Source organism: Acidovorax soli, from assembly GCF_900107605.1.
GTDB lineage: Bacteria > Pseudomonadota > Gammaproteobacteria > Burkholderiales > Burkholderiaceae_C > Acidovorax > Acidovorax soli.
Genome location: NZ_FNQJ01000023.1, coordinates 24,513 through 44,617, shown reverse-complemented (window position 1 = coordinate 44,617; position 20,105 = coordinate 24,513). Strand labels below are relative to the sequence as shown.

General features: G+C 66.6%; 19 protein-coding genes. 11 read left to right on the top strand and 8 right to left on the bottom strand.

The features are described from left to right. Positions 1-7: 7 nt before the first annotated feature. Complete coding sequence (locus BLW02_RS14220) at positions 8-649, bottom strand: c-type cytochrome (protein ID WP_026437109.1); 642 nt, start codon at positions 647-649, stop codon at positions 8-10. A 72-nt stretch (positions 650-721) separates the two neighbouring features. Here BLW02_RS14220 and yihA point away from each other — a divergent pair, with 72 nt between their 5' ends. Both yihA and BLW02_RS14210 read left to right on the top strand, forming a co-directional pair. Further along, positions 722-1,465: a ribosome biogenesis GTP-binding protein YihA/YsxC gene (gene yihA, locus BLW02_RS14215; RefSeq protein WP_092699592.1), complete on the top strand. Its 744-nt coding sequence runs from the start codon at positions 722-724 to the stop codon at positions 1,463-1,465. Positions 1,466-1,515: 50 nt separating this feature from the next. Further along, positions 1,516-2,436 (top strand): alpha/beta fold hydrolase, encoded by a 921-nt coding sequence (locus tag BLW02_RS14210; protein WP_092699590.1) that lies wholly within the window; start codon positions 1,516-1,518, stop codon positions 2,434-2,436. A gap of 125 nt (positions 2,437-2,561) precedes the next feature. On the opposite strand, the gene BLW02_RS14205 is transcribed toward BLW02_RS14210, so the two are convergent. Then, positions 2,562-3,428, bottom strand: coding sequence for a lysophospholipid acyltransferase family protein (locus tag BLW02_RS14205; RefSeq protein WP_026437106.1), 867 nt, complete (start codon positions 3,426-3,428; stop codon positions 2,562-2,564). After that, positions 3,425-4,270 (bottom strand): lysophospholipid acyltransferase family protein, encoded by an 846-nt coding sequence (locus tag BLW02_RS14200; RefSeq protein WP_026437105.1) that lies wholly within the window; start codon positions 4,268-4,270, stop codon positions 3,425-3,427. Before BLW02_RS14200 ends, BLW02_RS14205 begins: the two co-directional genes overlap by 4 nt. Before the next feature lie 132 nt (positions 4,271-4,402). Between BLW02_RS14200 and metK the strand changes: the two genes are divergently transcribed. Then, positions 4,403-5,584, top strand: coding sequence for a methionine adenosyltransferase (metK, locus tag BLW02_RS14195; RefSeq protein WP_026437104.1), 1,182 nt, complete (start codon positions 4,403-4,405; stop codon positions 5,582-5,584). A 253-nt stretch (positions 5,585-5,837) separates the two neighbouring features. Next, positions 5,838-6,875 (top strand): bifunctional nicotinamide-nucleotide adenylyltransferase/Nudix hydroxylase, encoded by a 1,038-nt coding sequence (locus tag BLW02_RS14190; protein ID WP_092699588.1) that lies wholly within the window; start codon positions 5,838-5,840, stop codon positions 6,873-6,875. Here the strand turns inward: BLW02_RS14190 and glmS are convergent. Next, on the bottom strand, positions 6,862-8,787 hold the full coding sequence (gene glmS / locus BLW02_RS14185; protein WP_092699586.1) for a glutamine--fructose-6-phosphate transaminase (isomerizing): 1,926 nt from the start codon (positions 8,785-8,787) through the stop codon (positions 6,862-6,864). The genes BLW02_RS14190 and glmS overlap by 14 nt on opposite strands. A 138-nt stretch (positions 8,788-8,925) precedes the next feature. Between glmS and BLW02_RS14180 the strand changes: the two genes are divergently transcribed. From BLW02_RS14180 to BLW02_RS14165, 4 genes are all read left to right on the top strand, one after another. Further along, positions 8,926-9,414, top strand: a complete 489-nt coding sequence (locus BLW02_RS14180; RefSeq protein WP_092699584.1) for an Lrp/AsnC family transcriptional regulator — start codon at positions 8,926-8,928, stop codon at positions 9,412-9,414. 148 nt (positions 9,415-9,562) lie between these two features. After that, positions 9,563-10,558 (top strand): DnaJ C-terminal domain-containing protein, encoded by a 996-nt coding sequence (locus BLW02_RS14175; RefSeq protein WP_092699582.1) that lies wholly within the window; start codon positions 9,563-9,565, stop codon positions 10,556-10,558. A gap of 2 nt (positions 10,559-10,560) precedes the next feature. Then, entirely contained in the window at positions 10,561-10,905 is a 345-nt protein-coding gene (locus BLW02_RS14170) for a chaperone modulator CbpM (protein ID WP_092699634.1), read from the top strand. A gap of 113 nt (positions 10,906-11,018) precedes the next feature. Then, positions 11,019-12,071, top strand: a complete 1,053-nt coding sequence (locus BLW02_RS14165) for a diguanylate cyclase (RefSeq protein WP_092699580.1) — start codon at positions 11,019-11,021, stop codon at positions 12,069-12,071. Between the two features lie 123 nt (positions 12,072-12,194). Here BLW02_RS14165 and glmU read toward each other — a convergent pair whose 3' ends face one another. Beyond that, the gene (glmU, locus tag BLW02_RS14160) at positions 12,195-13,625 is read right to left on the bottom strand and encodes a bifunctional UDP-N-acetylglucosamine diphosphorylase/glucosamine-1-phosphate N-acetyltransferase GlmU (protein ID WP_092699578.1); all 1,431 of its coding nucleotides are present in this window, start codon (positions 13,623-13,625) and stop codon (positions 12,195-12,197) included. Positions 13,626-13,770: 145 nt separating this feature from the next. Further along, positions 13,771-14,271, bottom strand: a complete 501-nt coding sequence (locus BLW02_RS14155; RefSeq protein ID WP_092699576.1) for a DUF2917 domain-containing protein — start codon at positions 14,269-14,271, stop codon at positions 13,771-13,773. A gap of 121 nt (positions 14,272-14,392) precedes the next feature. Here BLW02_RS14155 and BLW02_RS14150 point away from each other — a divergent pair, with 121 nt between their 5' ends. Continuing rightward, positions 14,393-15,388 carry a LysR substrate-binding domain-containing protein gene (locus BLW02_RS14150; RefSeq protein ID WP_092699574.1) on the top strand — a complete coding sequence of 332 codons (996 nt, stop codon included), beginning with the start codon at positions 14,393-14,395 and terminating at the stop codon, positions 15,386-15,388. Positions 15,389-15,487: 99 nt separating this feature from the next. Here the strand turns inward: BLW02_RS14150 and tyrS are convergent, their stop codons facing one another. Next, positions 15,488-16,720, bottom strand: a complete 1,233-nt coding sequence (tyrS, locus tag BLW02_RS14145; RefSeq protein WP_092699572.1) for a tyrosine--tRNA ligase — start codon at positions 16,718-16,720, stop codon at positions 15,488-15,490. A 202-nt stretch (positions 16,721-16,922) separates the two neighbouring features. Here tyrS and BLW02_RS14140 point away from each other — a divergent pair, with 202 nt between their 5' ends. Next, positions 16,923-18,281, top strand: coding sequence for a M23 family metallopeptidase (locus BLW02_RS14140; protein WP_092699570.1), 1,359 nt, complete (start codon positions 16,923-16,925; stop codon positions 18,279-18,281). A 306-nt stretch (positions 18,282-18,587) separates the two neighbouring features. Then, a complete protein-coding gene (locus BLW02_RS14135; protein ID WP_092699632.1) occupies positions 18,588-19,697 on the top strand; it encodes an anhydro-N-acetylmuramic acid kinase in 1,110 nt (369 codons plus the stop codon). Between the two features lie 25 nt (positions 19,698-19,722). Here BLW02_RS14135 and erpA read toward each other — a convergent pair whose 3' ends face one another. Beyond that, a complete protein-coding gene (gene erpA, locus BLW02_RS14130) occupies positions 19,723-20,088 on the bottom strand; it encodes an iron-sulfur cluster insertion protein ErpA (protein WP_092699568.1) in 366 nt (121 codons plus the stop codon). Positions 20,089-20,105: the final 17 nt, after the last annotated feature.

The window sequence follows — 20,105 nt, the reverse complement described above, 5'->3', positions numbered from 1 at the left end:
CAAAACCTCAGCGCAGGCCGGCAATGTAGTCGGACACTGCCTTGATTTCCCGGTCGTTGAGCTTGGCAGCCACCTGGGTCATCTGGTGGCTGTTGGCACGCGAGCCGTCGCGGAACATCTTCAGCTGCGATGCCGTGTAGTCGGCATGCTGACCCGACAGGCGGGGGTACTGGGCCGGAATGCCGGCGCCGTTGGGGCTGTGGCAGCCGGCGCAGGCGGCGATCTGGCGGTCTGCAATGCCACCGCGGTAAATGCGCTCACCCAGGGCCACGAGATCCTTGTCAGAAGAAAAACCCGCCTTGGCTGGCTTGGAGGCCGCCCAGTAGGCAATGTTCTTCATGTCTTCGTCGGTCAGCATCGACGCAAAGCCCGCCATGATGGCGTTGTTGCGCTTGCCAGACTTGAATTCCTGCAACTGCTTGACCAGATATTCCGGGTGCTGCTGTGCCAGCTTCGGATTGGCCGCAATGGTGGAATTACCATCCGCAGCGTGGCATGCCACGCACACCGCGGTGAAGCTGGCCTCGCCTTTGACCAGGTCGGGCTTGGCCGCCTTGGTCGGCGCCGCGGGGGCCGCGCCCGCAGAAAAAGCCGGGAGAGCGGGTGCTGCCAGCGCGGCAGCCATCAGCATGGAGGCGAGAAACTTCATATCGAGGGTCTGTATTTAAGTCCGCAAAACCCCGCGATTCTACAATGAGGCTCCAACGCATCCCAACTTTCCATGACGACACCCTCCACCGCGCCAATAGCTGGCTCACTTCCGCCCGCACCCGACGCCAAAATCGCCATGGGCTGGATGCATACCGCCAGGTTCCTGACCACGGCGGCGCAGCTGCACCATCTGCCCCCCATCGACGTGCCCGAGATCGCCTTCGTGGGCCGCTCCAACGCGGGAAAATCCACCTGCATCAACACGCTCACCCAGCAAAAGCAGCTGGCCTTTGCCTCCAAGAAACCCGGGCGCACCCAGCACATCAACCTGTTCTCGCTGGGCAAGCAGGGCGTGACCGATGCCGTGCTGGCCGACCTGCCCGGCTACGGCTATGCCGCCGTGTCGCGCTCGGACAAGGTGCGCTGGCAGCAGGTGATGGTCAATTACCTGGTCAGCCGCCCCGGGCTCACCGGCATCGTGCTGCTGTGCGATCCGCGCCTGGGCCTGACCGAGCTGGACGAAGCATTGCTCGAAGTGGTGCGCCCGCGTGTGGAAGAAGGCCTGAAGTTCCTCATCGTGCTGACCAAGGCCGACAAGCTCACCCGCGCCGAGCAGGCCAAGGTGCTGTCGATTACGCGACTGAATGCGGGCGGCGGAGAGGTCAAGATGTTCTCGGCCCTCAAGAAGCAAGGTGTGGACGAGGTGGCACAACTGCTGTGGCAATGGGCACACCCGGTGTTGCCAGCGCCCGTGGCCGCAGATGATGCCCCCGAGCCCGCCCCCGAAACCCCCGAGGATTCTCACTCAAACTAGGCACTGGCGCTTATGCATCAAGCGGCAGAAGCTACTGAATGCATAGCACCATGATTTCTACCCGGGACATCTCCCTGCCGCATGGCACCACCCTGCAATGCCGCGTGAGCGGCGTGGCGGGCCGCCCGGTGCTGCTGTTTCTGCACGGCTTCCCCGAGGGAGCCTTCATCTGGGACGAACTGCTGCTGCACTTTTCCCGCCCCGAAAATGGCGGCTACCGCTGCGTGGCCCCCTGTCTGCGCGGCTTCGGCGCATCGAGCCGTCCAACGGAAGTGGCCGCCTACCGCGCCAAGCACCTGGTGCAGGACCTGGTGGCGCTGATCGCCGCCGAATGCCCTGGCGCCGTGCTGGAATGCCTGGTGGCCCACGACTGGGGCGGCGCGGTGGCCTGGAACCTCGCCAACCAGCAGCCGCAGCACATGAAGCGGCTGGCCATCCTCAACTCCCCGCACCCAGGCGCCTTTCTGCGTGAGCTGCAGCACAACCCGGCGCAGCAGGCGGCCAGCCAGTACATGCACTTCCTGTGCAGGCCCGATGCCGAGGCGCTGCTGGCCGAAGACGATTTCCGCCGCCTGTTCGCCTTTTTCAACACCCCCGATGGCCGCGCCCCCGCCTGGCTGACCGACACCGTGCGCGCCCAGTACCGCGCCCTGTGGCAACAGGGCCTGACCGGCGCCTGCAACTACTACCGCGCCAGCCCGCTGCGCCCGCCGCGACAGACGGAAGATGGGTGCGACCCGGGCGCCCAGGCCATCACCCTGCCCGATGCCATGCTGGCGGTGACCGTGCCCACGCTGGTCCTGTGGGGCATGGACGACCCCGCCCTGCTGCCAGGCCTGCTCGACGGCCTGCCCGGCTGGGTGCCGCAGCTGCAGCTGCGGCGGGTGGAAAGGGCAACGCACTGGATCGTGCATGAGCACCCCGAGCGCGTCGCCATGGAGCTGCAGCGCTTCTTGCAATCCAAACAATAGCCGCCAGCGCTTTTCACATAAGCGCTGCAAGCCTTTTTGTTCATATTCTCGATCAGGGCGCAGACCCGCCCAATGACGTTGACGGGGCGCCCCCAACCGGCGGCTGGAGCCGCGGGCCATACGCGTCAGTACACCGATGGCTCGCCCGGCGGCCGCGTCTTGAAGCGCTTGTGCACCCAGTAATACTGGCCAGGCATGGTGTCGATGTAGCTTTGCAGGCGCAGATTCATCTGCGCCGTGTCGGCTTCCACATCGTCGGACGGATAGCCCTCCCAGGCGGGGGTGATCTCGGCCACGTAGCCGGTGGGCGTGAGCCGCGTGTACATGCCCACCACCTTGGCCCGCCCCAGGCGTGCAAACCTCGGCAGCGAAGGCACGGTGGCGGCCCGCACGCCATAGAACGGCACAAAGATCGACTCGTTGGGGCCGAAGTCCATGTCGGGCAGCAGGTACAGCAGCCCGCCCTTGCGCAGGTTGGAAATGATGGGTTTGACCCCGTCGGCCCGGTTGAGCATGCGCACATCACCAAAACGCTGGCGCCCCGCCATGAACCAGGCGTCCACGGCCGGGTCGGGGTGGGTCGAAAAGATCGACGTGAACGCGCGCTGGGTGCGCAAGGGCAATGCCAGTCCACCGGCGTCCATGCCCAAGAAATGCGGCGCAAAGATGATGGTGGGCGTGTCGCCGTCGAGCTCGTGCAGCGCGCCCTGCAGCTTCACGCGCTCCAGCACCACCTCGCGCGGCGCGGCCCACAGCCAGCTGCGGTCCAGCCAGGTCTGGCTGAACACGACAAAGACCTCGCGCGCCCAGCGGCGCCGCTGCGCCGCCGGCGCATCCGGAAAACACAGCGCCAGATTGCGCAGCGCCACCTTGCGGCGCGGCACGGCCAGCAGGTACAGCAACTGGCCAAGGCACCAGCCCATAGCGCGCAGCGCAGGCAAGGGCACATGCGCCAGCACCCGCATGAACCACACACCCAGGCGCCCGCTCATGCGACGCCCCCGGCAGCTTCAGCGCGCGGCTGCTTGTAGCGGGCATAGCCCCACAGGTATTGCTCGGGACACTGGCGGATGAGATGTTCCATGGCCTGGTTGATTTGCAAGACGGCATCCTCCAGCCGCTCGTCCAGCGGCGCTGACAAAGGCTCGAAGCGGGTGACGAAACCACGGCCCCAGGGCAGGCGCTCGCAACGCGCCAGCACCACGGCCGCACCGGTCTGCTGGGCCAGGCGCACGGCCAGCGTCATGGTGTAGGCGTCGCGGCCAAAAACGGGCGACCAGACGCCCTGGCCATCGGGTGGCACCTGGTCCGGCAGCAGGCCCACGGCCTCGCCACGGCGCAGCGCCTTGATCATCTGGCGCACGCCCGCCAGCGTGGTGGGCACCGCCAGCATGCCGGGGCGATTGCGCGCAGTCTCCATCACCGTGGCCAGCCAGGGCTGGCGCGCCGGCCGGTAGAGCACCGTGATGGGGCCGCGCACAGCGCTCCAGTGGCGTGCCGCGGCCTGGGCGGACAGCTCAAAACAGCCCTGGTGGGGCGTCAGGAACACAATGCCGCGTCCGGCTGCATAGGCCTGCTCCACACAGGCCTCGCCCACCAGCCGACAAGGAAGGGGAGCACCCAGCCACAGCCGCGGCAACTCTGCCACCATGCGGCCCGCATGGGCCACGGCGGCGCGCACCGCGCCGAATGAATACCCGGCCAGCGCCGAGTTCGCAAGAAAGCGGCGCCGGTAGGAGGGAGACGCGCAAAAAGCCACCCAGCCCATGGCTGCACCCATGACATGCAGCAACCACAGTGGAAATACGGAAAAGAATCGGAAGACGACAGGCATTAAAATAGACAGGTCGCTGAGTTAAATGAGCAACTTGCAGGGCGACGTTAAAAAAATCTGCTAAAGCGTTCGCCAAAGCTCCTTCGGGGTCAGGGCGGCGCCCTAAATGCCGAAGCACTGGAGTTTATTCAAATGGCGAACGACTTTCTTTTTACCTCGGAATCCGTCTCCGAAGGCCACCCCGACAAGGTGGCCGACCAGATCTCGGACGCGATCCTCGATGCGATCTTCCAACAAGACCCCCGCAGCCGCGTCGCCGCTGAAACGCTGACCAACACCGGCCTCGTCGTGCTGGCGGGCGAGATCACCACCAACGCCCATGTGGACTACATCCAGGTGGCGCGCGACACCATCAAGCGCATCGGCTACGACAACACCGACTACGGCATCGATTACAAGGGCTGCGCCGTGCTCGTGGCCTACGACAAGCAATCCAACGACATCGCCCAGGGCGTGGACCATGCCAGCGACGACCACCTGAACACCGGTGCCGGCGACCAGGGCCTGATGTTCGGCTACGCCTGCGACGAGACGCCCGAGCTGATGCCCGCGCCGATCTACTACGCGCACCGCCTGGTGGAGCGCCAGGCCCAGCTGCGCAAGGACGGCCGCCTGCCTTTTTTGCGCCCTGACGCCAAGAGCCAGGTCACGATGCGCTACGTGGACGGCAAGCCCCACAGCATCGACACCGTGGTGCTCTCCACCCAGCACCACCCCGACCAGTCGGAAACCGCCACCAAGATGAAGCAGAGCTTCATCGACGCCGTGATCGAGGAAATCATCAAGCCCGTGCTGCCTGCGGACTGGCTGCAGAACACGCGCTACCTGATCAACCCCACGGGCCGCTTTGTCATCGGCGGCCCGCAAGGCGACTGCGGTCTCACGGGCCGCAAGATCATCGTGGACACCTACGGCGGCGCCTGCCCGCATGGCGGCGGCGCCTTCAGCGGCAAGGACCCGACAAAGGTGGACCGCTCGGCCGCCTATGCCGCGCGCTACGTGGCCAAGAACATCGTGGCGGCCGGACTGGCCAAGCAATGCCAGATCCAGGTGGCCTACGCCATCGGCGTGGCCGAACCCATGAACATCACGGTGTACACCGAAGGCACGGGCGTGATCCCGGACGAGCGCATTGCCGCGCTGGTCAAGGAACACTTCGACCTGCGCCCCAAGGGCATCATCCAGATGCTGGACCTGCTGCGCCCCATCTACGAAAAGACCGCCGCCTACGGCCACTTCGGCCGCGAAGAACCCGAGTTCAGCTGGGAACGTACGGACAAGGCGGCTGCACTGCGCGCAGCTGCGGGCCTGTAAGGCCCTCGCGCACAGCGCGCTTGGCCGGCTTTCGGCACAGGCTCACATCGCGCGGCGATGTGAGCGCAGACCCAAGACCGCCAACCGCGTTTGCCGCTCACCCTTGCCTCACCCGGCAATTGCTATCACATGAAGAGCGCCAGGTGCTTGCAGATGAAGCACCTCGGACACTCCATGGTGGAAAATCTAGCGCAGGGCGCTATTGCTTTTGATGCAGCCCAGTCCGCCTTGCGCCAGAACAGACCGGAGACCCATGTTCGACACCACCATCTACATCGGGCGCTTTGAACCCGTTCACAACGGCCACATGGCCTTGCTGCAGCGTGCGCTCGACAGCGCCCGCAGCGTGATCGTGGTGATGGGTTCGGCCTGGCAGGCACGTTCGCCCAAGAACCCCTTCACCTGCGACGAACGCGCCAACATGATGCTGGCGGCCCTGACCGCAGCCGACCGGGCCCGCGTGCAGGTGCTACCGATGCGCGACTACTACAACGAGGCCCTGTGGGTGCAGGCCGTGCGCAAGGGCGTGGCCCGGATCGCCGCAGCGGATGCCCGCATCGGCCTGGTCGGCCACTTCAAGGATGCGACCAGCAGCTACCTGAGCGCCTTTCCAGGCTGGGAACTGATCCACGTCGAGCGCCAGGGCCGCATCGATGCCACGGCCATCCGCGATGCCTACTTCGGTGCCACGCCCGGCACCGTGCGGGCCGCCTTGAATGACCTGGCCGCCCAGATGCCCGCGAGCACGCTGGACTTTCTGGAGCGCTTTGCACAGACCACCGACTACCCCGCGCTGCAGCAAGAGTGGCGCATGCTGCGCGGCTACCGCGAAGCCTGGGCTGCAGCCCCCTACCCGCCGGTGTTCGTCACGGTGGATGCCGTTCTGCGCTGCCAGAACCAGGTGCTGCTGATCCGCCGCGCCCACGCCCCCGGCAAGGGCCTGCGGGCGGTGCCGGGTGGATTCATCGAGCAGCGCGAGACCGTGTGGCAATCCTGCCTGCGCGAGCTGGCCGAGGAAACCCATTGCGAACTCCCCGAAGCCCGCATGCGCGCGGCGCTGCAGTCGGTGGCGGTGTTCGACCACCCCGACCGCAGCCAGCGCGGACGCACCATCACCCATGCGCACTACTTCGACCTGGGCGATGCGCCGTTTCCAGCCGTGCGGGCCGACGACGATGCCATGCAGGTGGAGTGGGTCGCGGTGGAAAAACTGGCCGCCATGGAAGAAGAGTTCTTTGAGGATCACTTCCACATGCTCGACCATTTTCTGGTGCTGACTACTCCACCGTGACGCTCTTGGCCAGGTTGCGCGGCTTGTCCACATCCGTCCCTCGCGCGCAGGCGGTGTGGTAGGCCAGCAGCTGCAGCGGCACCACATGCAGCAGCGGGCTGAGGTGGCCGTAGTGTTCGGGCATGCGGATGACGTGGACGCCTTCGCTGCTTTCGATGTGGGTGTCGGCATCGGCCAGCACATACAGCACGCCGGCGCGTGCGCGCACTTCCTGCATGTTGCTCTTGAGTTTTTCCAGCAACGCGTCGTTGGGCGCCACGGTCACCACCGGCATGGCGCTGGTGACCAGGGCCAGGGGGCCGTGCTTGAGCTCACCGGCCGGATAGGCCTCGGCGTGGATGTAGCTGATCTCCTTGAGCTTCAGCGCGCCTTCGAGCGCGATGGGGTAATGCAGACCCCGGCCCAAAAAGAGTGCGTTCTCCATGCGGGCAAAGTCTTCGGCCCAGCTGATGAGCTGCGGCTCCAGTGCCAGCACGGCCTGCAGGGCCACGGGCAGGTGGCGCATGGCCTTGAGGTGTGAGGCTTCCTGCTCGTCCGTCAGGCGGCCCTTGGCTTGCGCCAGCGCCAGCGTCAGCAGGAACAGGCCGGCAAGCTGCGTGGTGAAGGCCTTGGTACTGGCCACGCCGATCTCGACCCCCGCGCGGGTGACGTAGGCCAGCTTGCATTCGCGCACCATGGCACTGGTGGCCACGTTGCAGATGGTGAGCGTGTGCTGCATGCCCAAAGACTGCGCGTGGCGCAGGGCCGCCAGGGTGTCGGCCGTTTCTCCGCTCTGGCTGATGGTGACGACCAGGGTGCGCGGGTTGGGCACGCTGGTGCGATAGCGGTATTCGCTGGCCACTTCCACCTGGGTGGGGATGCCGGCGATGTCCTCCAGCCAGTATTTGGCCACGCAGCCGCTGTAGTAGCTGGTGCCGCAGGCCAGGATGAGCACGCTGTCGATCTCCTTGAACACGCGCCAGGCGGCGGCCCCCGGCTCGCCATGCACGCCGGCGCCGTCGAACAGCTCGGGCACGATGCCCGCCACACCTTCGAGCGTGTCGGCAATGGCGCGCGGCTGCTCGAAGATTTCCTTTTGCATGTAGTGGCGGTAGGGGCCCAGCTCGGCCGCGCCGCTGTGCGCCTGCACGGTGCGCACGGGGCGTTGTGCAGGTGTGAGGGCCGCGCCATCCTTGCCCACGATCCAGTAGCGGCCCAGTTGCAGGTCCACCAGGTCGCCTTCTTCGAGGTACACGATCTGGTCCGTCACACCGGCCAGGGCCATGGCGTCGCTGGCCAGGAAGTGTTCCGAGCCCTCCTGGCCCACGCCCAGGATCAGCGGCGAGCCGGCACGCGCGCCCACCACACGGTGGGGCTCGTCCTTGTGCACCACGGCAATGGCGTAGGCGCCATGCAGTTCGGCGATGGTGGCCTTGACCGCGTCAAACAGGTCGCCGCTGTAATGGCTGTCCACCAGGTGGGCAATGACTTCGGTGTCGGTCTGGCTCGCGAACACATAGCCGCGGGCCTGCAGGGCGGCGCGCAGCTCTTCGTGGTTTTCGATGATGCCGTTGTGTACCAGCGCCACGCGGCCCGCGCTGGTGGTGTTGGCGTCGGCGCCGGTGCCGTGGCTGAAATGGGGGTGCGCGTTGTGCACGGCGGGCGCGCCATGCGTGGCCCAGCGGGTGTGGGCAATGCCGGTGGCGCCGGCGATGTGCTCGGTGGCCACCTGCTCCAGCAGTTCGGCCACGCGCGCCGTGCTGCGGGCGCGCTGCAGGCCGCCGGGGACCGAACCCTGGCGCGCGGCCTCCAGGCTGGAGGCGTGCACCGCCACGCCGCAGGAGTCATAACCCCGGTATTCGAGCCGCTGCAGGCCCTGCACGAGGATGGGAACGATGTTGCGCGTGGAAACCGCGCCGACGATGCCGCACATGGTGGTTGCCTTGGGTTGAAAACGATGCTGCGATGGTAGGCAGGCCAAAGAAAAATATTGGATTGATATTTCTTGAAATTTGAAATTTAATTTCACCATTCAATGAAAACGGAATTTCATTCCATAAATAATCAATCCATGGAACAAATAGCAATAGATGCCACCGATCTGCAGTTGCTCCACCTGCTGCAAACCGATGCCGCGCAGAGCAACCAGTCGCTGGCGCAACAGGTGCATGTGTCGCCGCCCACCTGCCTGCGGCGCGTCAGGCGCCTGCACGATGCCGGACTGATCGAGCGCCAGGTGGCCATCCTGCAGCCCGACCGGCTGGCGGCCCTGCAGGGCCACGGGCTGTCGACCATCGTGGAGGTCACGCTGGACCGCCAGGGCGCCGAATGGCTGGACGCGTTCGAGGCCCGCGCCGTGGCGGACGACGGCGTGCAGCAGTGCTGGCGCGTGTCGCCGGGGCCGGATTTCATGCTGGTGGTGCACACGCGCGACATGCCGGCGTACCTGGCACTGTCGCAACGCCTGTTCACGGGCGATGCCAATGTGCGCAACGTCAAGGCCTTCTTTGCCACCCGCCGGGCAAAATTCGAGACAAAAATACCGATAGCGCTTGTCTGACAAGCGCCTGCAGCCAGCTTTTTGGAGGCATTCCACCGGTATGGCACCGGCCGCAAGCGCCCCGCCATTGCCATGGTGCCGGGCTGCGGCCTACAGTAGTAGCCCCCCGCTGCTGCCCCTTGCAGCCCCACCGCGAAGGAAACGCCGCATGGAATTCAAGGACTATTACCAGGTGCTGGGCGTCGGCAAGACGGCCACCGCCGAGGACATCAAGAAGGCCTACCGCAAGCTGGCGCGCAAGTACCACCCCGACGTGAGCAAGGAGGCCGATGCCATGGCCCGCATGGCCGAGATCAACGAAGCCAACGCCGTGCTCTCCGACCCCGAAAAGCGCGAAGCCTACGACGCCCTGGGCCGGCAGGCACCGCACCGCCCGGGGCAGGATTTTCGCCCCCCGCCCAACTGGGACGCGGGCTTCGAGTTCTCCGACGGGGCGGGAGCGGCCGGTGGGCCCGACGGCGAATTCAGCGACTTTTTCGAGCAGCTGTTCGGCCGCCAGGCACGCGCCCAGCGGCCCCACGGCGCGCACCGCCAGGCGCCCCACGATGCCGCATGGGATGGCGCAGCGCCGCCCTCGCGCGGCAACGACCACCACGCCAAGATCGAGCTCGACCTGCTGGACGCCTACCAAGGCGCCGAGCGCAGCCTGGCGCTGCGCGGCGCCCGCCTCGATGCAGCGGGCCGCATGGTGCACGAGGAACGCAGCCTGCAGGTCAAGATTCCCAAGGGCGTGCGCGAAGGCCAGCTCATCCGCCTGACCGGCCAGGGCAGCCCGGGCACGGGCGGCGCGCCCGCAGGCGATCTGTTCCTGGAAGTGCACTTCAAGCCCGATGCACGCTGGCGCGCCATCGACCGGGATGTGTACCAGCCCGTGGCCGTGGCGCCCTGGGAGGCCGAGCTGGGCGCCGTCATCGCGGTGCAGACCCCTGCGGGAGCCCTGGAGGTGACCGTGCCCGCGCGCTGGAAATCCGGGCGCAAGCTGCGCCTGAAAGGCCGGGGCATTCCGGCCGCCACGCCCGGAGACCTGTATCTGGAACTGACCGTCGCCCTGCCACCGGCCCACAGCGACGCTGAGCGCGCCGCCTATGCCGCGCTGGGCGCAGCCTTTCCCCGCTTCAACCCGCGCGCCATTCCCGGAGCATGACCATGCCATCTGCCCACGACACCCCCGCCATCCAGCCGGGCGAACTGCTGGATGAAGCAGCCGAACTCACCCTGGAGGACCTGGCCCGCATCTGCCACATGGCACCGGGCTGGGTCAGCGAACGGCTGGAAGCCGGCCTGCTGCAGACCGACGGCCCGGGCGGCCACTGGCGCTTCGCCAGCGCCACCGTGGTGCGCGCGCGTCGGCTGGCCCAGCTGGAAACCACCTTTGACGCAGACCCCCATCTCGCCGCCCTCACGACCGACCTGATCGAGGAAGTGGCGCGGCTGCGCCAGCGCCTGCAGCACCTGGAAGCCGCCACGGGGAACGCCCCTGCGCGTGGGTAACGCATCCGGTGCCATTTTTTTCTGGCATTGGCGGGGCGCTCCCTGTAGGCTTCTGTAACAATTCCACACCCAGCGCACGCCCTGCCCAGGCGGCGGCCCCTGACGCATCCACCATGCCCAACCCCCAACGCCAACTCCCTCGCCGGGTCTATCCCCTGCGGTTGCTGGGCATGGGGCTCGGCGGTGTGGTGGTGGGCATGGTGCTGTGGGAGCGCAACGCCAGCCTGCCGGCCTGGCTGTGCATGGCGCTCATCTCCTTCGTCTGGCCCCATGTGGCCTACCAGCTGAGCCACCGCAACTCCAACCCCTACCGCGCAGAAATACGCAATCTGCTGGTGGATTCGGCGCTGATCGTGGCCCTGATACCACTGATGCACTTCAACCTGCTGCCCAGCGTATTGATCATCACGCTGACCATGGTGGAAAAGATCACCACCGGCATCCGCGGCCTGTGGGTCCGCTCGCTCCCTGGCATGGCCGGCGCGGCGGTGATCAGCACGGCTTTCACCGGCTTCCATTGGTCACCGCATACATCCATGCCGGTGCTCATTGCGTGCCTGCCCGTGCTCGTCCTGCACACCCTGTCGGTCAGCGTGGTGAGCTACCGCCTGATCCGCAAGGTGTCACGGCAGAACCAGTTGCTCGACGAATTGCGACGCATCGACGCCCTAACTGGCCTGTATGGCCGCGGCCACTGGCAAGAGCAGGCCGAGGCCACGCTGCGCCGCCACCACGCCACCGACGAACCCGCCTGCCTGGTGATGCTGGACATCGACCACTTCAAGCAGATCAATGACCAGCATGGCCACACCGTGGGCGACGAAGTGCTGCGTGCGCTGGCGCGCATCATCCTCGGCAACGTGCGCGCCACCGACTGCGCAGGCCGCTACGGCGGCGATGAATTCGCCATCGTGCTGCGCGGCATGCACCTGGACAACGCCATGGTGGTGGCCCAGCGCATCCGCGAACAAGTACAGGCCCTGCAGCTGCACGACCTGCCCCAGCTGCAGCTCACCAGCAGCCTGGGCGTGGCACCGGCCGACCACCGCCACGGCAGCCTGCGCGCCTGGACCAATGCCGCCGACTCCGAGCTCTACCAGGCCAAGGCAGCGGGGCGCAACCGGGTCTCGGCCGGCGCCATGCCGGCTCTGGCGCCGGTGGTCTAGGCAACGCAGATCAAGTCACCGCGATGGTGCGCGCCCTGGTTGGGAATGGAGTCATTGCGCGCATTGGCAGCGCGGCACGCGGGGGCCTTGTTCTGCGTTGCGTCAGGAGGCTGCCGGCCACTGTCATGCCTTGGGCTGCTTGGCCGGGCGGTGCCAGTTCTCTTTGCTGACCTGCTTGCCGCGCGCCACGCCCAGCGCGCCGGGCGGCACATCCTTGGTGATGGTGCTGCCACCGCCCACCGTGCCGCCTGCACCGATGGTGACGGGCGCCACCAGCACGCAGTTGCTGCCGATGTGCACATCGGCCTCGATCACCGTGCGGTGCTTGTTCGCACCGTCGTAGTTGGCGGTGATGCTGCCCGCACCGTAATTCACGCGCTCGCCCACCGTGGCATCCCCCAGATACGCCAGATGGTTGGCCTTGGCGCCGTCGGCCAGGGTCGAGTTCTTCACTTCCACGAAGTTGCCGATGTGCACCTCGCGGCCCAGCTGCGCGCCAGGGCGCAGGCGGGCAAAGGGGCCGATCAGCGCGCCCGCACCCACGGTGGCGCCCAGCTTTTCGCCGTCGATGTGCGTGAAGGGGTGGATCACCGCACCGGCCGCGATGCGCGCGTTGGCAATGCAGCAGTTCGCGCCGATGTGCACGCCCTCCCCCAGCTCCACGCGGCCGGTGAAGACGCAGTTCACGTCGATCTCCACGTCCTGGCCGCACACCAGCGCGCCCCGCACGCCGGTGCGCGCGTCGTCGCGCAGATCCAGGCGCGCCGGGTCGGCCAGGCGCACGCCCTGCTCCATCAGGCTGCGCGCGGTGCGCAGTTGGTGGGCGCGCTCCAGCTCGGCCAGCTGCAGCGGGCTGTTCACCCCCGCCACCTGCAGCGCGTCGGTGATGCGGTGGGCCACCACGGGCACGGCATCCTGCACGGCCATGGCGACGATGTCGGTGAGGTAGTACTCGCCCTGGGCGTTGTCGTTGGTCAGCCGCGCCAGCCAGCCGCGCAACAGCCGCGCAGGCACGGCCATGATGCCGCTGTAGACCTCGGTGATGGCACGCTGGGCGTCGGTGGCGTCCTTGTGTTCGACGATGCCCTGCACGGCACCCTGCGCATCGCGCACGATGCGGCCGTAGCCCGTGGGGTCGGACAGGTCCACGGTGAGCAGCGCCAGCCGGTCGCCGGCCGAGGCAGCCACCAGCGCGCGCAGCGTGTCGGCCTGGGTCAGCGGCACATCGCCCGACAGCACCACCGCCGTGCCATCGTCGCGCAGGTGCGGCACGGCCTGCTGCACCGCGTGGCCCGTGCCCAGCTGGGGCTCCTGGCGCACAAATTTCAGATCGAAAGTGCCTGCAGCGCTTTCTGCACCTGCGGTAGCAGCTTCTACTTCTGCAGCACCATGGCCCGTGATGACGATGGCGCTGCGCGCGCCCAGGTGCGCGGCCTGGTCCAGCACATGGTGCAGCAGCGGGCGTCCGGCCAGACGCTGCAGCACTTTGGGGATGCGGCTTTTCATGCGCGTGCCCTTGCCGGCCGCCATGATGAGGATGTCGAGTGGGGTCATAAAAAAACGGGGTTGTGCGCGCGGCAACAGCACGCCGCGTGGGCATGGCGTGAATTATCGGGTGCCGCATGCCCTGCGCCAAAAAGCGATTGAAACAATGGCTATCAGCGCTGACCCCTGAAACGCCTGCATCCCTTGCATCGCATCAAGGCAGGGCAGCACAAGGGCCGCGCTGGCGCCGGGGCACGGTCCGGTGCAGGGCAAATCGGGCCAGACCGGCGACACACCGCCCGCCCGCACCGGCCACGTCCGCCATGGCCGCGCCCAGGGCCCGCCCGCCCTGGCCCAGCGCATGCCGCAGATCCCGCAGCGGCTGCACCACGCCACCTTCCCAGTCGCTGGAAGCAGCGCCCACAGCAGGGGCCGCCGTCACACCGCTCCAGCGCAATGCAGCGGCAGCGGTATCGGCGCACGGCCCCCAGGCCTCCACCACGGCATGCTGACCGGCCGCGATGCGCAGGCGCTCTCCCGCCTGGAGCACATGGTCGGCCTCGGTGCCCGGCTGATCGCCCCAAGGCCCTCGCAGGGTGAGCCAGACGCGGCCCTGGGCCACCTCCAGCACCCCAGCGCAACGCGGGCGCAGCGACAGGGCCTGGCCGACGGCCAGCACGGAGGGTTGCAATGGCAGAACATGGGGGGTGGACATGACAGGCTCCTTGGTTCCGGGAAGAAGGGTTTTGCAGACGAAATGGTGCGCCGCCCATGCCCCGCAGTCCAATGAAAACGCGCTACGCTATTCATTCCATCCACGCATGAATCACCCGCCCATGGCCTCCGCTGAATACGCCCCCGCCGTGCTGCGCACCCGCCCCGTGGCCACGGGGCACTGGCGCGCCTTTCTGGCCGTGGCACGGCACCTGAACTTTCGCGCCGCCGCCGATGAGCTGGCGCTCACCCAGTCGGCCGTGAGCCGCCAGATCCAGGCGCTCGAAGACGAAGTGGGTGTGGCGCTGTTCCTGCGCCACACGCGGGCCGTGGAGCTGACCAGCGCAGGCGCCCAGCTGCAGCGCGCGGTGGCACCAGCGCTGGAGCGCATGGACGCCGCCGTGCGCCTGGTGCGCCAGACGGCGGGCCGGCGCAGCGTGGCCATCACCACCTGGGCGAGCTTTGCGTCGATGTGGCTGATCCCGCGCATGGAAGAATTTCAGCGCGACAACCCCGGCGTGGACATCCGCATCGACGCCACCGACACCCTGGTGGACCTGGAGACCGCGGACGTGGATCTGGCGCTGCGCTCCAGCGTGCCGGCCGGCGTGGCGCCCGGCGCGCAGCGGCTGTTTGGCGAACAACTGGCCGTGGTCGCCAGCCCCTGGCTGCTCAAGAGCATGCCGCCGGTGCGCGAGCCGGCGGACGTGGCGCAGTTTGCGCTCATCGAAGCCGGCGACGCCCACCGCCTGCCGTATTTCGAGTGGATCACCTGGCGCCGCTGGTTCGAAGTCCACGCCCAGCGGCAGCTGGAGCCACGGCGCTGGCTGTACTTCAACTACGCCCAGCAGATCGCCCAGGCCGCACTGGCCGGCCAGGGGCTGGCGCTGGCGCGCATGCCACTGATCGCGGATTCGCTGGCGCGGGGCGACTTGGTGGAGGTGCTGCCCGGCCACCGGCTCGACTCACCACTGGTCTACTGGCTGCTGCTGGGCCCGCGCAGCAGCCAGCGGCCGGAGATCAAGGCCTTTTGCGCCTGGCTGCAGTTGCAGGCCCTGGCCACGCGCCAGGCGATTGGCGAGGTGCCCGACCCGGACCTGAACGACCACCTGGACTGAGCACCAAAAAAGCGCTGAGTCCTGGCGGGCTCAGCGCTTTCAAATCGATAGTCATCAATGCACGATCGACAAGCGCTTCAAGCCACTTTCACCCACAGATCAGGCCAGGGTCACGCGCGCGAACTTGCGCTTGCCCACCTGCACCACGTAAGTGCCTGCGCCAAGCCTGAGCCCCTTGTCGCTGACCACGCCGCCGTCGATGCGCACGCCGCCGCCTTCGATCAGGCGGTTGGCCTCGCTGGTCGAGGGCGCCAGGTTGGCCTGCTTGAGCAGGGCGCCAATGCCCAGCGGGGCGCCCGACAGCGCCACCTCGGGAATCTCGTCGGGCACGCCGCCCTTGCTGCGGTGGATGAAGTCCTGCTCGGCCGCATCGGCCGCCGCCGCGCTGTGAAAGCGCGCGGTGATCTCCTTGGCCAGCGCCACCTTGGCGTCCTTGGGGTTGCGGCCATTCGCCACCTCGGCCTTGAGGGCCTCGATCTGTGCAAGCGACTGGAACGACAGCAGCGTGTACCAGCGCCACATCAGCGTGTCGGAAATGCTCAGCACCTTGGCATACATGGTGTTGGCGTCTTCGCTGATGCCGATGTAGTTGTTCTTGGACTTGGACATCTTCTCGATGCCGTCCAGGCCTTCGAGCAGCGGCATGGTCAGAATGCACTGCGGCTCCTGGCCATATTCCTGCTGCAGATGGCGCCCCATGAGCAGGTTGAACTTCTGGTCGGTGCCACCCAGTTCCAGATCGCTCTTGAGCGCCACCGAGTCATAACCCTGCATCAGCGGGTAGAGAAACTCGTGCACCGCAATCGGGTTGCCGGCCTTGAAACGGTCGTGGAAATCGTTGCGCTCCATCATGCGCGCCACGGTGAACCGGGAGGCCAGCTGGATCATGCCGGTGGCGCCCAGGGGCTCGCTCCACTCGCTGTTGTAGCGGATCTCGGTGCGCGCCGGGTCCAGCACCATGCTGGCCTGGCGGTAATAGGTTTCGGCGTTGAACTGGATCTGCTCGGGCGTGAGCGGCGGGCGCGTGCTGTTGCGGCCCGAAGGGTCGCCGATCAGGCTGGTGAAATCGCCGATCAGGAAGATCACCTGGTGGCCCAGGTCCTGCAATTGACGCATCTTGTTGAGCACCACCGTGTGGCCGATGTGAATGTCCGGCGCCGTGGGATCCAGCCCCAGTTTGATGCGCAGCGGCTGGCCCGTGGCTTCGGAGCGTGCCAGCTTCTTGACCCACTCGTCCTGCGGCAACAGTTCTTCCACGCCACGCAAAGAGGTTTCAAGGGCCTGCCTTACACCATCGGATACCGGGATTTTTGTAACAGGAGATTGATTCATAAGGGTTTTCTGGGATGTCCGAACAGCATGCACCGCTATACTTCAGCCCACATTGCAGTGGGCGGATTCTAGTGGTCTCGCCGTTTCGACACCTCGGCAACCCTGTCGAATTCCTGCAACCTGACCGCTTGCACTCCCGGTGTCACCCCGTTTTGCAGCGGGGAATCATGCCGGCAGCACCTTCAACCTTGGGGACAGACCTTTGATCAACGGCTTCACCACCGCCAGCACCGTATTGCTTGCCCGGCTGGTTCACAGTGTCCAGAAACACCCCAAACGCATCACGGCCGCCGTGGCCACCCTGCTGCTGACCGGCGGCGGTGGCGCATTTGCCGTGGCGTCGTTTGCACCCGATCCATCGGATCTTCCCGTGCGCCAGGTCAGCTACGCCGTCGAGTCACTGGCGGCCAACCCGGTGCTGGATGCCCTGGAAGCGCCCGGTTTCTCGCTGTACCGCTCGGAACAGACCCGTAGCAGCGACACCGCGGAGTCCTTGCTGCAGCGCATGGGCGTGGCCGATCCGGCCGCCTCGGCCTTCCTGCGCAGCGACGCCCAGGCTCGCCAGGACCTGCTGGGCCGAGCAGGGCGTTCGGTCTCGGCCGAAACCACCGATGATCACCGCCTTGTGCGCCTGACCGCCCGCTGGGCCCCGGACGACAGCGGCAACTTCCGCCGCCTGGTGGTCGAGCGTTCCGGCGAGCGGTTCACCTCGCGCGTCGAGTCCGCCCCCCTCACCACGGGCAGCCGCCTCGCGGGCGGGGTGATCCAGAGCTCGCTGTTTGCCGCCACCGACGCATCCAGCATCCCCGATGCCGTGGCCGTGCAGCTGGCCGAGGTGTTCGCGGGCAACATCGACTTTCACCGGTCGCTGCGCAAGGGTGATCGTTTCTCGGTGGTCTATGAAACCCTGGAAGCCGACGGCGAACCGCTGCGCAGCGGTCGCGTGCTCAGCGCGGAGTTCCACAACAACGGCAAAACCCATGAGGCGGTGTGGTTCCAGGACCATGGCACCGCCAAAGGCGCCTATTACACACTGGACGGCGCCAGCATGCGCCGCGCCTACCTCACCTCCCCGGTGGAGTTTTCCCGCGTGAGCAGCACCTTCAAGATGCGTTTTCACCCCATCCTGCAGAAGTGGCGCGCTCATCTGGGCACCGACTATGCCGCGCCCACGGGCACGGCCGTGCGCACGGTGGGTGACGGCGTCGTCGAGTTCGCCGGCGTGCAGAACGGTTTCGGCAACGTGGTCTTCGTGAGGCACCGCAACCAGCACGAAACCGTGTACGCCCACCTGAGCCGGATGGACGTGAAAAAGGGCCAGACCGTCGAACAGGGCCAGACCATTGGCGCCGTGGGCGCGACGGGTTGGGCTACCGGCCCGCATCTGCATTTCGAATTCCGCGTGAACGGACAGCAGCAAGATCCACAAGCCATCGCCCAGCAAAGTGAATCCGCCGCCCCGGTGTCGGCCGCTGCGCGTCCCGCCTTCGACCGGCTGGCCGCGAACATGCGCGTGCAACTGTCGGCTGCTGCACTGGTGCAGCAGGCCAGCGCCGAGTAAGCCGCAACCGGCACGCCGCTCTGAGAACCTGTTCAATGTCTTTTGGGAGATCACATTGGAGTGCAATCGGGATGAGTGGATGCTTCGGATGCGCCGCATGGGCTCATGCCCATGCAAGCAGCCGGGGCGTCCAATCGCCCGATTTCACTCCAACCCTTCGGGCAAGTGCCTTGCCGGGCGGTCTGCGGCGTTGCGGCGCTTGCCAATAGCTGAGCTATTGGCTGCGCACAGCGCCTTGCATCCCATCCCGGCAAGACACTTGTGTGGCTCCAAAAAGACATTGAACAGGTTCTGATGTTGCAGGCGATGCCCAGCTTGTACATCGGCCTCATGTCGGGCACCTCGCTCGACGGCGTGGACGGTGTTCTGGTCGATTTTTCACAAGAGAAAATGGTCGTCATCGGCCATGAATCAGCGCCTTTAGCTCCTGATTTAAGAGCAGAACTACTCGCACTCAACACCCCTGGCCCCAACGAACTGCACCGTGCGGCCCTGGCGGGCAATGCGCTGGCACGGGCCTACGCCTCCGTAGTGCAAAGGCTGCTGAAACACAGCGGCGTCCCCGCCGGCGCCGTACGGGCCATCGGCGCGCACGGGCAGACCGTGCGCCACCGCCCCCAGGAATTCGACGGCACGGGCTATACCCTGCAACTGAACAACCCCTCCCTGCTGGCCGAGTGCACCGGCATCCCCGTGGTGGCGGATTTTCGCAGCCGGGATGTGGCTGCAGGCGGACAAGGCGCCCCGCTGGTCCCGGCCTTTCACCGGGGCGTGTTTGGCCGGACAGGCGAGACGGTGCTGGTGCTCAATATCGGCGGCATCTCCAACCTCAGCGTGCTGGGCGCCGACGGCAGCGTGGCGGGCTTCGACTGCGGGCCCGGCAACGCGCTCATGGACCACTGGTGCCAGTTGCACACCGGTCAGGCCTTTGACAAAAATGGAGACTGGGCCGCCCAGGGCCAGGTGCTGCCCGACCTTCTTGCCACATTGCTGCAGGAGCCTTTTTTGCGGCAACCCCCACCCAAAAGCACGGGGCGCGACCTGTTCAACCCGACCTGGCTGTCGGATGCGCTGGCGGCGCATTCCGGCATCCGGCCCGTTGACGTGCAGGCCACCTTGACTGAATTGACCGCCAGCGCTTGTGCAATGAGCGCCATCAGCCATGGAAAAAATAGCAAAACACTGGCAGTGTGCGGTGGCGGCGCCTTGAACACCCAGCTAATGCGGCGCCTGCAGGCCTTGACGCCTGGCATCTCGGTGGCGCCTACCGACACCCTGGGCCTGCCCGCACTGCAAGTAGAGGCTGCTGCCTTTGCCTGGCTGGCCCGCCAGACGGTGCAGGGGCAAACCGGCAACCTCCAAAGTGTCACGGGCGCCCGAGGCGCCCGTGTGCTGGGGGCCGTCTACCCGGCCTGAGAGAAAGAGAAGTCCGCTCGACCCGTCAGGCCGAGAAGCTCGAACCGCAGCCGCAGGTGCTGGCGGCGTTCGGATTCTTGATCACGAACTGGGCGCCCTGCAGGTCTTCCTTGTAGTCGATCTCGGCACCCACCAGATACTGGTAGCTCATGGCATCGATCAGCAGCGAGACACCATTCTTGGTCATGGTGGTGTCGTCTTCGTTGGTGATTTCGTCAAAGGTAAATCCGTACTGGAAGCCCGAGCATCCGCCGCCCTGGACGAACACGCGCAGCTTCAGGTCGGGATTGCCCTCTTCGGCAATCAGATCCGCCACCTTGGCCGCTGCGCTGTCGGTGAACAGGATGGGGGTGGGCATTTCGGTCTGGACGTTTTCGGCAACTGCGCTCATGGGGTACTCCAATTCAG